Annotated in this window: 10 protein-coding genes; 1 reads left to right on the top strand and 9 read right to left on the bottom strand. The window is 60.2% G+C overall.

Features of this window, described 5'->3' with window-relative positions:
* Nucleotides 1-4: 4 nt before the first annotated feature.
* The 6 genes from glgA to ND528_RS26220 all read right to left on the bottom strand — a co-directional run bounded on the left by glgA (nt 5) and on the right by ND528_RS26220 (nt 7,393).
* Nucleotides 5-1,591: a glycogen synthase GlgA gene (gene glgA / locus ND528_RS26245; protein WP_263471561.1), complete on the bottom strand. Its 1,587-nt coding sequence runs from the start codon at nt 1,589-1,591 to the stop codon at nt 5-7.
* Between the two features lie 590 nt (nt 1,592-2,181).
* Nucleotides 2,182-3,135 carry a D-2-hydroxyacid dehydrogenase family protein gene (locus ND528_RS26240; RefSeq protein ID WP_263471560.1) on the bottom strand — a complete coding sequence of 318 codons (954 nt, stop codon included), beginning with the start codon at nt 3,133-3,135 and terminating at the stop codon, nt 2,182-2,184.
* A 12-nt stretch (nt 3,136-3,147) separates the two neighbouring features.
* Nucleotides 3,148-4,194 carry an alpha/beta fold hydrolase gene (locus tag ND528_RS26235; RefSeq protein ID WP_110603361.1) on the bottom strand — a complete coding sequence of 349 codons (1,047 nt, stop codon included), beginning with the start codon at nt 4,192-4,194 and terminating at the stop codon, nt 3,148-3,150.
* Between the two features lie 86 nt (nt 4,195-4,280).
* Entirely contained in the window at nt 4,281-4,715 is a 435-nt protein-coding gene (locus tag ND528_RS26230; RefSeq protein WP_263471559.1) for a YqaA family protein, read from the bottom strand.
* Complete coding sequence (locus tag ND528_RS26225; protein WP_263471558.1) at nt 4,715-5,161, bottom strand: DUF411 domain-containing protein; 447 nt, start codon at nt 5,159-5,161, stop codon at nt 4,715-4,717. The genes ND528_RS26230 and ND528_RS26225 overlap by 1 nt, the downstream gene beginning before the upstream one ends.
* 240 nt (nt 5,162-5,401) lie before the next feature.
* Nucleotides 5,402-7,393 (bottom strand): methyl-accepting chemotaxis protein, encoded by a 1,992-nt coding sequence (locus ND528_RS26220; protein ID WP_137213536.1) that lies wholly within the window; start codon nt 7,391-7,393, stop codon nt 5,402-5,404.
* Between the two features lie 354 nt (nt 7,394-7,747).
* Here ND528_RS26220 and ND528_RS26215 point away from each other — a divergent pair, with 354 nt between their 5' ends.
* Nucleotides 7,748-8,275: a hypothetical protein gene (locus ND528_RS26215; RefSeq protein WP_130912925.1), complete on the top strand. Its 528-nt coding sequence runs from the start codon at nt 7,748-7,750 to the stop codon at nt 8,273-8,275.
* 45 nt (nt 8,276-8,320) lie between these two features.
* Here the strand turns inward: ND528_RS26215 and ND528_RS26210 are convergent, their stop codons facing one another.
* From ND528_RS26210 to ND528_RS26200, 3 genes are read right to left on the bottom strand one after another with little or no spacing between them, the layout of a single operon-like run.
* A complete protein-coding gene (locus ND528_RS26210; RefSeq protein WP_130912924.1) occupies nt 8,321-9,256 on the bottom strand; it encodes a GNAT family N-acetyltransferase in 936 nt (311 codons plus the stop codon).
* Nucleotides 9,225-10,535: a phenylacetate--CoA ligase family protein gene (locus tag ND528_RS26205; protein ID WP_263471557.1), complete on the bottom strand. Its 1,311-nt coding sequence runs from the start codon at nt 10,533-10,535 to the stop codon at nt 9,225-9,227. Before ND528_RS26205 ends, ND528_RS26210 begins: the two co-directional genes overlap by 32 nt.
* Before the next feature lie 44 nt (nt 10,536-10,579).
* Nucleotides 10,580-12,982 carry an aldehyde dehydrogenase family protein gene (locus tag ND528_RS26200; protein ID WP_263471556.1) on the bottom strand — a complete coding sequence of 801 codons (2,403 nt, stop codon included), beginning with the start codon at nt 12,980-12,982 and terminating at the stop codon, nt 10,580-10,582.

The raw sequence follows: 12,982 nt of genomic DNA, 5'->3' as shown, positions 1-12,982 counted from the left end.
CTGGTTATTTGTGGCTGGCTTTACCCAACGCCTTGGCGACCAGTTGTTCGTAAAGTTCGGCGTACGGTTCAACCGCTTTGCTCCAGTTGAACGGTGCAGCCATGGCGCGGCAACGCATGGCATTGAGCAATTCCGGGAAGGCGAAGACCTTGAACGCGCGGCTCAGGGCGTCTTTATAGCTATCAACGGTGGACTCATCGAAGAGGAAACCGGTGACGCCGTTTTCAATGGTGTCGGCCAGACCGCCGGTATTGCGCGCGACCGGCAGCGAGCCGAAACGCTGGGCGTACATCTGGCTCAGGCCGCAAGGCTCGTAACGCGACGGCATCAGGAGGAAATCGCTGCCGGCGAACATGCGTCGGGCATCGGTTTCGTTGAAGCCGATGCGTACGCCGATCTGGCCAGGAAAGCGCAGGGCCAGTTCACGCATGGCTTGCTCTTCTTCCGGCTCACCACGGCCGATGATCGCGATCTGGCCACCGTTCTGCACGATGTACTCGGACACCGCTTCGGTGAGGTCGAGACCTTTCTGATACACGAGACGCGAAACCACGGCGAACAACGGGCCAGTCGAATCGTTCAAGCCAAACAGCTCACGGACGTGCGCCGCGTTGATCGCTTTGCCTTCCCAGTCGCCGATGGCGAACGGGGCAAACAGGTGCGGGTCGGTCGCCGAATCCCAGCTCTCATCGATGCCGTTCGGGATGCCGCTGAGCAGGCCTTGCTGGGTCTTGGCGGCAAGGAAACCGTCGAGGCCACAGCCGAAGTCCGGGGTGGTGATCTCTTGCGCATACGTCGCGCTGACGGTGGTGATGTGGCTCGAATAGGCCATGCCGGCCTTGAGGAACGACATCTTGCCGTAGAACTCCATGCCTTCCTGTTGCAGGGCATGTGTGGGAATCCCCAGCTCCGGGCAGGAACCAAGGCTGGTCACGCCTTGATAGGCAAGGTTGTGAATGGTGAACAGCGTTGGCGTGCGCTGCCCGCGCCAGTGCATGTAAGCGGGCGCGAGGCCAGCCGGCCAGTCATGGGCGTGCACCAGATCCGGGCGCCAATGGATTTGCGCAAGATTGGCGGCGATGTCGGCAGCGGCCAGGCCGAGACGGGCGAAGCGGATATGGTTGTCCGGCCAGTCGCGACCGTTGTTGGCGCCGTAAGGGCCACCCTCACGCTCGTAGAGTTCAGGGCAGATCAGCACGTAGATCACCAGGCCATCGGGCATGTCCATGCGCCCGATCTTGCAAGGTGGCAGCGCGGCATGGCCACCCAGCTCGCCGATGATGTGAATCGGGTTTTCGCTGTGAACCACCTGCGGATAACCGGGAATCAGCACCCGCACATCATGCAGATGAGCCATGGCCCGGGGCAGGGCGGCAGAGACGTCACCGAGGCCGCCGGTCTTGACCAGATCGGCGATTTCCGAAGTCACGAACAACACTTTTTTCTTGTTGGGATTCTGGCTTGCTACCGGAGCAAGCGTCTTGGTGCCGGGTACGTTGATCTGTCGGCTGCCGGGAACACTGATGGTGCTCGATTCTCCAAGCGACTGGTGAGCACGCTCTCCCTGAATATCCAATGCCGCACTGATCATATGTATCTCCCGTGTGTGATCTGATTCTTGTCTCGAACAAGCTGTTTCGTGGCCAAGTCCTGTGGCCGGGCGCAAAGGCGCCACGCATCGGTGAGCAAATGCTGACCCAACACGCGCAAGCAGAATGGGTGGTGAGGCCGTTGCAAGGATTACACCAGTCGCTTTCGCCCAGTTGTTCTGATGACCTGTGGCGTGAAGCAAAAGTTTCGACTTTTTTTCGTCGGTATGACCGAGTGGTTTGGCCACTGAAAAATCAGTCTAGGCCAGATCCTAGAGCGGGTAAGGGCAAATGGGTAAATTGTTCGACAATCGGTTGTGTCGGGATGTAAGCGAGGGTTCAGGAGGGGAAACGCTCCGACGAAGGGCATGTTTTTCGGTCGGAGTGGGCCAAAACGGTGACTGAGCGGTCACGATTTTGTGCTAAGGGATGGGCGGGTTGCACCGTTGTGGTGCGAGGGTATTTCAGCGTGGTATCTGAGATGACCCCTTCGCGAGCTGGCTCGCTCCCACATTGGGACGCGTACAACCTGTGGGAGCGAGCCTGCTCGCGAAGAGGCCTGTTGCAGCAACTCAACTTTAAAGTGATGGACTCAATTCAACAGACGCACCGGCTCCCCAGCTGCCCAACTCTGAATATCCTCGATCATCTGCCGGAAGAACTGCTCGTAATTCTGCCGACTGACATATCCCACATGGGGGGTGGCGAGGACATTGTCCAGCGTGCGAAATGGGTGCAGGGCCGGCAAAGGCTCTTGCTCGAACACATCCAGCGCTGCCCCGGCAATCCGCCGTTTCTGTAGCGCCTTGATCAACGCCGCTTCATCGACGATCGGCCCGCGAGCAGTGTTGACCAGCAGCGCAGTCGGTTTCATCCAGTCCAGCGCCTGGGCATCGACCAGACCGCGACTGCGCTCGCTGAGCACAAGATGCACCGACAGCACGTCGGCCTGCTCGAACAGTTGCTGCTTGCTGACGTACGTCACACCGGCCTGTTCCGCGCGTTCGGCGGTGAGGTTTTCGCTCCAGGCGATCACCCGCATGCCGAACACCTGACCGAATTGCGCGACCCGCTGGCCGATACTGCCAAGGCCGAGGATGCCCAGGGTCTTGCCGTGCAGGTCGCCGCCGAGTCCTTGTTGCCACAGGCCGGCGCGCAGGGCATTGGCTTCCTTCACCAGATCCCGGGTGGCAGCCATGATCAGCGCCCAGGTCAGTTCCGGCGCGGCGTGTTTATAGCTGTCGGTGCCGCAGACCTTGATGCCCAGCGCTGCTGCAGCCGGCATGTCCAGCGCCGCATTGCGCATGCCGCCGGTGACCAGCAACTTCAGATTGGGCAGGCGCCCGAGCAGGTCGGCATCAAAACGCGTGCGTTCGCGCATCACGCAGATCACTTGGTACTTGCCCAAGCGCTCGGCCAGCGTGGCGTTGTCGGCCGGGTAATCGTGCACAAAAGTTACTTCACCGATGCCCTCGAGCACGGACCAGTCGACCACGTCGCGGGCCACGTCCTGCCAGTCATCGATCACTGCAATCTGCACCGTCATCGCCTTACCTCATCAAGGAGCGGAAGGAGTCTTGCCCAGCCAGCCGAGCAACGCCTGATGGAATTTCTCCGGTTCTTCCATTTGTGGCGCGTGGCCCATGCCCGGGAACTCGATCAGTGTCGACTGCGGAATCAGCTTGGCGACCTGTTTGCCGAGCACCTCGTAATGACCGATTTTCGCTTTCACTTCCGGCGGTGCGAGGTCCTTGCCGATGGCAGTGGTGTCGGAGGTGCCGATCAGCAACAGGGTCGGCATCTTCAGGTCCTTGAACTCGTAGTACACCGGCTGGGTGAAGATCATGTCGTAGATCAGCGCCGAGTTCCACGCGACCTGGGTCTTGCCCGGACCTTTGCTCAGACCGGCGAGCATGTCGACCCAACGATCAAATTCCGGCTTCCAGCGGCCATCGTAATAGGTGGTGCGCTCATAGTCGCGAATGCCCTTGGCCGTGACCTTCAACTCGCGCTGATACCACTGATCGACGGTGCGATACGGAACGCCGAGGGCTTTCCAGTCTTCCAGACCGATCGGGTTGACCATCGCCAGTTGATCGACCTGCTCGGGGAACAGCAGCGCATAACGGGTGGCGAGCATGCCGCCGGTGGAGTGGCCGAGCACGGTGGCTTTCTGGATACCCAGGGCTTTGAGCAGTTGCTGAGTGTTGGTGGCCAGTTGCTGGAAGCTGTACTGATAGTGCTCAGGTTTGCTGGAGGTGCAGAAGCCGATCTGGTCCGGCGCGATCACGCGGTAGCCGGCGTCGCTCAAGGCCTTGATCGAACTGTCCCAGGTCGCTGCGCAGAAATTCTTGCCGTGCATCAGCACCACGGTGCGGCCGTTGGCCTTGCCATTGGCGGCGACGTCCATGTAACCCATTTGCAGTTTCTGACCCTGGGATTCGAAGGCGAAGTGTTTAAGCGTGTAGGGATATTGGAAGCCTTGCAGCTCCGGGCCGTAGGCCGGCCCTTCGGCAGGTGCGGTTTCAGTGGCTGCGTGCGCCATTAATGGCAGGGCAGCGCTGAGGACGAGGCCGGGCAGCCAGCGGGAAAGCGTGACGGACATAAGCACAAACTCCTTGAAAATTGGCCGACTCTGGAAGGCGGGGATTACGCCGACGTTAAACAAAGGCAATCACAGCGAAGGTTGGTTCAACCGAGGCAGCCCAGTGTCAGCAAGGCCAGCACGCCATAGCGCGCGCCTTTGGCCAGGGTCACGATCAACAGAAAGCGCCCGAGCGGTTCGCGCATGACGCCGGCTATCAAGGTCAGCGGATCGCCGATCACCGGCAGCCAACTGAGCAGCAGCGACCAATGCCCATAACGCTCGTAGTGCTTGCGCGCCTTGGCCATATGCTTTGGGCTGACCGGGAACCAGCGTCGATCCTGAAAGCGTTCGATGCCACGGCCCAGCCACCAGTTGACCAGCGAACCGAGCACGTTGCCCAGCGTCGCCACCGCGAGCAAACCCCACAGCCAGTAACGCTCGCTGACGATCAGGCCGACCAGCAGCGCCTCGGACTGCAATGGCAACAAAGTTGCCGCACCAAACGCAGCAAAGAACAGGCCGAAGTAGGCTGCCCCCATCAACGGGCCGGGTAGTCCGCCACTACCACGTCAGCGCCGTCCTTCTTCAGGCCGATCACTTGGTACGCATCGCTCATGCCGTCCATTTCCATGCCCGGCGAGCCCATTGGCATGCCCGGCGCAGCCACACCCAGCAGATCGTCGCGCTTGCTCAACGCAAGCACCTGATCGGCCGGCACATGGCCTTCGACGAATTTGCCATTGATGATCGCCGTGTGGCAGGACGCCAGACGCTGTGGTACGCCGTGCTGCTGTTTGAAGCTGCTCATGTCGCTTTCGACGTGGTCTTCGACTTTGAAACCATTGGCTTCGAGATGGCTGATCCACTTTTTGCAGCAGCCGCAATTGGCGTCGCGGTGCACTTCGATCGGGATCAGTTCGGCGGCTTGCGCCAGGGAGGAGATGAACAGGGCGCTCAGGGCGAGCAGACGCAGTTGGCTTCGCATGGGAATGGGCTCTCGACTCGGTGAAGGTCAGCAAGAACGCATTTTGACCGGTTTTTCCATCCCGGCATCAACTGAGTGTTTCCAGTTGCTACAAGACAGCTGAACCAATGTGGAAGCGAGCCTGCTCGCGAATGCGGTTGACCAGCCGCAGATACAGTGACTGAAAAATCGCTTTCGCGAGCAGGCTCGCTCCCACAGGGGATTGGCGTAAAGGCCAAAATCCCCGTGGTTGCGGCTGGCTCAACTGACCTTGAAACGCCCCATGATCGCGCTCACACGGCTATTGGCTTCGAGCAACTGCCGGGTGTTCAATTCGCTGGCCTGGCCGCTCTGCACCAGTTCATCGACCATGTGGCGGATCTGCACCATGCTGCGGTTGATTTCTTCGGTCACTGCGCTTTGTTGTTCAGCGGCGGTGGCGATCTGCGTGCTGAGGCTGTTGATATGGCTTACCGAACCGGCCATTTCGTCCAGCCCCGAGTTGACTCGGGCGGTGGCGTCAGCGGCGGACTGGCAACTGGCCTGGGTGTTTTCCATGGCGCTGACCGACGAACTCACGCCTTGGGTCAGACGGGTCAACATTTCGTTGATTTCCGAAGTGCTGGCCTGGGTACGGGCGGCGAGGGCGCGGACTTCATCCGCCACCACCGCAAAACCGCGACCCTGTTCCCCGGCACGCGCCGCTTCAATCGCGGCGTTGAGGGCGAGCAGGTTGGTCTGCCCGGCAATCGCACCGATCACGCCGAGGATTTCGGTGATGCGCTGGGCGTCCTGCTGCATGTTTTCAACTTTGTGTGTAGCGCTGGCCACTTCGTCGATCAGCGCAACCACGCTGTTGGTCGCTTCACCCACCACGACGCGCGAGCGATCGGCGTTTTCATTGGCGCGCTGGGTGAACGCAGCGGTTTCAGCGGCATTCTGCGCCACGCTTTCAGCGGTGGAACTCATTTCGGTAATGGCGGTGACGGTCTGGTCGGTTTCCGAGGCGTGACGCAGCAGAATCTGGCTGGTGTGCGCCGAGGTGCGTTGCAGATTGTCGAGGCTGGAAGCCATGGCGCCGGTGGCCTGGGTGACTTCGCCGATCATGTTCTGCAGGTAGACGATGAAGGTGTTGACCGAATGGCCGATGGCACCCAGTTCGTCTTCGGCGCGAATGGTGATGCGGCGAGTCAGGTCGGCGTCGCCGCTGGACAGCGAATCGATGTTGGCTTTCAGAGCCTTCATGCGCTGTACCAGTTTGCGAATCGCGTAAACCTGCAACAGCACCAGCAGGATCACCAGTGGAATCTGGATCAGGCTGAGACTGTTGAGCACATCGTCACGCTGGGCGGTGAGCATCTTGGTCGGCAGGGCAGTGGCGAGGAACCAAGGTGTGCCCTCGATAGGGCGCATGAAGAATGTGGCGTCTTCACCGTTGTTGTCGAACTCGACGCGCTGCGCTTTATCGCGGTTCTGCAGGCCGGTCTTGATCTGATTGACGAAGGTCGAGCTGGCCGCCAGTTCGCTGATGTTCTTCAACACGATCGGGCCGCTGATGCGCGAACTGTTGCTGATGATCTTGCCGTCAGCCTCGACGATGAGCATCTCGGCGTTGAGGTCTTTTTCCTTGCGTGCCACCAGGTCGTTGAAAAAGCCCAGGGTCACGTCGATGGTCGAGACGCCCCAGGCGCTGCCGTTCTTGTAGATCGCCATGGCGCAGTTGGTGCGCGGCTCGGCACTGGCGTCGTCCTTATAGGCAGCGGCCCACGCGCATTGGCCGCGCGGGGTGGCCATGCCGCCCTTGTGCCAGCTCTGGTCGTAGTAGTTGGGTGCGGCGTCGCTGTTCCAGAACGTATTGACCTTGAGCTGCCCCGAGGCATCGCGGTGCCAGAAGGTGCTGAACTTGTTGCGCCCGGCTTCGCGCTGGCCCGGCAACGGCCAGATACCGCCGCCAAAGACTTTCAGTTCGCCGTACTGATCCACCAGCCCGGGCAACACCACATCGATGGCGGCGCTGTCGAGCAGGGGGATGGTCTGGGTGATGCTGCGTTGCTGCGCCTGCACCTTGTTCAACTCGCCCTGAATCTGCACGGCGACTTCGGCGATGCGGTTGAGTACCACCTTCTCTTCGGTATCGCGCAGGGTCGGTGCGACCAACTGGCTGATGCCGACCACGGTCAGCACGGACAACAGCAGGATGAACAGAACCAGAAACAGCGTGTAGCGAGCCTGAATAGTGCGCAGTGCGGGCATGGAACTGATCCTTGAGCGGCGTTTTTTATTGGAAGGCAGGGTCAAAACAGGACGGGTATCACAGCGTATCGACGTGGCGCGCGGAAGCTTTAGGTACTTGCGTGCCGAAAGAACTCAGGGCGATGACCGGTTGGTATCGGGATTGGTACATCTCCAGTAATCGCCACAGTTGTTACATCCTGATGACGGCTCTGAAGCAATGTTTGCGGGCCTTCAGCTCAGTGTCATGAATGTACGAGATTTGTAAAAAAGCGCACAAAAGGGTTGGTTGGATCAGGCGAAGCGGCCGATACTCGCGCACATTCAAATCGTTGGACAAGGACATTTCATGCTCACTGCACAAGGAGTACTCGCATGACGATCGGCTATACCGGCGCCTGGGAAAGCAAGGCGGGCGTTCTGGTCCGTGATACCGGCGCGAAGAAGCAGGTTTCGCAGAGCGTCAAAGTGCAGCAGATGTTGACCCTGGTCGGTAACGATCCGAATGCACTGAATGTCGCGGAGATGGACAAACAGGGCTTGCGCAAGCAGATCAAGGGTTTCGACCCGGCCAACGTCTCCGTCAAGCAACTGGGCAACCTGAGCGAGTTTCTGCGCGGGCGCGGCCTGATTTCCGAGATCACCTCGATTACCTTGCTCAATGCCGGCGACAAGTTCGACCGGTTCGGCGTGCAGAAGGACCCGGAGGCTAAGTTCAACGCGCTGGAATATTTCGCCACGCAGCTCGATGCTATCCAGACCAACAGTCTCAATGGCAATTACTACGGCAAGAGCCTGATTCCCGAATTCAAGAAAGCCATTTACGTCCTGCAGAATCTCAAGACCTATGGTGAAGGCAACGCTGCCGTGCCATCCGACAAGGGCCTGACGGCCAAGGCATAAACCCGCGCGCAGTTGAGCGGGCTCATGTCGTTTACTGGCGCTCGTTCAAACCGGCGGCAAATCACCACTGCCGATTTGCCGTCGTATCTGATCATGCAGCGTCTGCATGTGCGGGCAATGCAATGCCAGTTTGCGCGGACGGTAACCGCGATGGAACAACGCCAGCCATCCCCCGCAATTGTCATGCGCCGGCGCCAGGCCGGTGAAAGCGAAACCGATGGCGTTCAGGCTGTGCAGGTCCCCGGCAAAGTGTCGCGACAGCTGCAGATGAATCGAAATCAGCCAATGCCTGGGTAATGCTCTGAGCTGGCTGAGCAGTTCCGGGTCGAGTTTCTCCAGCAGCATTTCATGGCGATTGCCATGTTGTTCGACCTGGACCGAGGCCCCGCGCCAGCGTGTAGCGCCGGCCCCGACACCGAATACGTCCGCCAGTCTGTGCATGAACGTACGGCAGCTGGGGGGCCACACCTGCGCTGGCAGTGGTCGCTGATAACCATCGATGGCGCGAACGCCCACCACGATCGACTCTGGCATCTTGCAGCCGAAAGGTGAGCGGACGTAATCCGGGAGCAGTCCGGTGTTATGAAAACCGAGGTTGAGGGCCATGCGTTGGGTGTAAGGGTGATGGGTCACCTGTTTGATCGAAACGCTGCGACAGCCCAACGCCTGCGCGTGAGTGAGCAGTTGCTCGCCCAGCCGCGTGGCAATGTTCTGCCCGCGTGTGTCGGGATGTACGGCGCTCAACGCCAACTCGGCGTCGTGCGCTTTTTCGCTCTGCCGATACAAGGTCGCATGACCCCGGATCCGCTCGCCCTCGACTGCCACCAGTGAATGCCAGCGTTTATCCGCATGGTTTTGGTTGATCAGACAGGGCAGATACACGTCGATCTTCAGGTAACGGTCGCCATAAACCTCGCGAAACAGTTCGCTGACAGCAACCGCGTCGCTGTCACGGTAATTGCGCAGGACCAAAGATTCCATCAGACACCTCCCTGTCATTCCGGTCATAGCAGCGCAGATCAATCACCCGCAGTCGTTTGCCTGCGCGAGGATGACGTGCGAGATCCTCGAATTGGCAGCTTTGAATACGCAACTCCAGTAACCCTGCGGCCTGCAGGGGCAATATCCCGGGGTAGAGTTCGATCAGTCGCGCTTCAAGCTGGCCGAGCCTGCAGATCGAGCGTTCGTTGATCACGCATTTGAAGGTCAACACATCGCTGCCGTCGGCCTGCTCGATCAACAACTGCCAGTCGTCGCTGCCCGTGATGCATCGCACGGTTTCGCCGATTTCATCGGTTATCAGCGACAGAATGCCGACCCGCACACGCTGGCTGCTGGCGCTGCGGCCTTTCAAGGCGAATTTGCGTTGCGCGGTTCCAGCCGGTTCGCGCCAGCACGCCAGATCACCCACGGGATAGCGGATCAGCGGCATCAGGCGCCGATGCAGATTGGTCAACACCAGCAGACCTGTTTGCTCGCAGGCCTCGATCGTTGCGCCGCTGTGATGATCGACAATCTCCAGCAGGACGTGGCCGTCGGGCGTGCGATGTTCGCCTTCCATGCAGTCACGATGACTGGCACCGATAAATCCACCGTCGACGCTGGCGTAGCCGATCGAGGCAATGCGCGCGTTGGGCAGCACTTGCTCAAGGAGTTGGCGCTGTGAGGCAAACAGGCTCTCCCCGCCGTAAAGCACGGTATCAACCAACGGTAACGCAAGGTTGCGTTGCTTGAGCCAACTGGCGAAGGTCAATAGTTGCGCAGGCACGCCAGCCAGCACGTTGATCCGGTGCTGGGCGATGGCATCGGCCAACTTCAGCGGATCGACCTCACCGGTAAACGGAAACTCGGTGATCGCTGTTTCAACATGGGCCAGCGAATCATGGATAAACAGAAAACTGGCGTACAGGTCGCCAGCGAAAAACAGATTGGCGACACGGTCGCCAGGGCTGAATTGCCCGCTCAGACTGCGGCCGAAATCTTCGACCGTGCGTTGCCATTCAGTGCGGGTATAGACCGAAAGCCTGCCGCCGCCGGTAGAGCCACCGGTCTTGAAGACCAAGGCGTGTTCAATGGGAGCTGTCAGTACCGGCCAGTGCGCCAGATCCGCACTGTCTTTCCAGAAATCTGCCGGATCAAGCAACGGTAATTCGCACAGCGAGTTTATTGCCTCGGGAACATCGGCGAGGCTGTTCTTGTAGTAGGGCGAATGCTCACGGGCATAACCCGTCAATTCGCTAATCGGGTCGGTTGTTTTCACGATGTATTCTTCTTGATTCGAATGAGCTGGCTCACGCTCGAACGTCAGCGGCGTGAGTCGATGACCAGCGGCGTTTTGCCGCTGTGTCTGTTTTGAATGAAATTCGCGGGCGAGCACTGCTCGATGTGCAGGACCAGCAGTCCGCTGTCGATGACGGTCATCAATGTCAGGTAATCGGCGAGACGGGTTTCAGCGATGTCGGCTGCGAGTTCGCAGCGCAGTTGCATGCGCTCGACGCCGTCAGCGCTGTGGTCCAGCTGCAACTGAAACGGAACTTGCAGCCGCGACGCCAATTCGCTCAGGGAGATAAAGTCAGTGCCGATGCGCAACAGCTTGCCGTGGCGTTGCAACAGCTCGAAGCGTGGCGACGTCAGCCCGCAGGCGCAAACGCCCGGCAGCCAGCGCCCGGTGTCGCCAATCTCATAACGCTGCACGCGTTGACCACCGTCGCGGGCGAGCGAGGTCACCAGCAGCCGCCCCACCTGATCACCCGCAACCGGCACATCTTCTTCGAACGCAACGATTTCCAACTGCTGGATATCGCTCATCAAATGGAAAACCCCATCGGCCGAAGCCTGGCAGGCATGGCCAAGTGGGCCGGCATCGACGCTGCCGTAGATCGCCGAGCGAATCGTCGATACGCCACAGCGGCGCAGCAATGCCCGGTTCTGCTCGCTCAGGTGCTCGCCACCCAAAAAGACTTTTTCGACCCCGCCATAAATGCGCAGACATTCCTGCTCGTTGAGAAACAGGCGATGCAGCGTGGCTGGCATACCCACCAGCACGTTGACCCGCTGATCGATGATCAGCTGGGCAATCTCACGATAATCGTCATCTGTAGGAGCGGCCATGGGCAGGTGCGTCACCTCAAGCAGTTCCAGCGCTTTGCTGAAGCTGAGAAAACCGCCATACAGCCCGCCGCAGAAGAACAGGTTCATGACCCGATCCCGCGCCGGATCAAGGCCACCGGCGAACAGACCGTCTGCGGTTGCGCGCATTTGCCGATCGAAGTCGCGATAACTGTAGCCGGCCAGAGCAGGGGTGCCGCTGCTGCCTCCAGAACGGAAATACAACTGCGCCTGATCGTTGATGGGCTGGGCGACGAAGGCCTGTTTGTCCATGATCGCAGTGCATGGCTTCGCTGGTAACGGCGCTGAATCGAGACTGGCCTGATTCGACAGATGCGTGGCCTCCAGACACACCGATACGCGTCGACTCAGGCGTTGCAGCGCGTAGACGCCGTCATGGGGTTCGCCTGCGTAACCGTCGTGAATGCCGCTGATCGGTGCGATCCGCGTGACCCCGGCAGCGATCAGCGCATGGCAAAGCTCGACAATGCGCGGTTGAGCACACGCCAACGCACAACTTTGCAGCACATTGCGCCACGGCAGCAGGGTGGCGCTCAGCAGCGCCTGCGGCACTGGATGCAGCAGTACGCTGCGAAACAGCGGTGAAGGCGCAAGCTGCCGGTCGTGCGCCCATATCACCCGCCAGCCCGCGCCGTTCCAGACTTGCCCGGTGTGACCGGCGAAACTCTGGCCGAGGCGGGCCATCTGCGTGTGCGTGGTAATTTGCGAGGCCTCCTGGATTGTCGGTACCAGTGCCGGCCATTGCGCGGCGCGTCGTTGCAGCGCCTGCGCCAGGCGTTCTCCGATATCGCGCAACACCTGCGGATCATCGCTGTCGACCAGCAGCCATTGCGGGCTCGAGCAGGCCTGCTGATCCAGTCGGCAGACTTCGTCGGCGACGGCATCGAGCGCCCCTGGCGTAGCCGATTCCGGGGTTAGATACACAAAGCTGATGCGATGCCCCCAATCGATCCAGCGACAACCCGGCGCCAGCTGTTGCCGAATCGCTTGTAACGCCGCTTCGCCACCCCATGCCGCAACACCGTTGGCGTGCTTGCACAATTGGCCGATCTGTTCGGTATCAGCCGGGACGACTGCGACGTAACCGGCCAGGTGTCCGCTCGGATCACAGTCCACCAATGCGCTGAGCAGTCGTGCCGTCAGGCCCTGATCGCTGCGGCTGGGGCGCAGCCAGTTGATGTTGCCGGCGAGCAGACTCTCGACCACCGCACAAAAGGCCAGCAACGGCGCGTTGGCGGGAGTGATGTGCACCACCAGCCCGAGTGGGCGCCACGCTTCGAAGCGCGGCTGGCGATAATCGATGCGACGCAGAGAGTCGGGATCGGCGCCAAGTTCGCGCTCGCGTTTAGAGATCAAGGCCTCGGGCCGGCAGAAATCCATCAGGGCCTGACGCTGCTCGTTGTCGAGGGGCAGATTCGTCGGTGCGCTACGCAGTCGGTCGGTAAACCTCGCCACTGCCTTGATGACCTGGCTGCTGTCGATTGCCGTCGCCAAGAGCTGCGGCAACTTTTGTTGCAACTCTTGCAGCGCTTGGTCGAGTTGGTAAACGTCGTGCAGTTGTCCATTGATCAAATACAT

The sequence above is a fragment of the Pseudomonas mercuritolerans genome (assembly GCF_025706525.1).
In the GTDB taxonomy this organism is placed as follows: Bacteria; Pseudomonadota; Gammaproteobacteria; order Pseudomonadales; family Pseudomonadaceae; genus Aquipseudomonas; species Aquipseudomonas mercuritolerans.
This window is presented reverse-complemented; position numbering and strand designations above follow the sequence as displayed.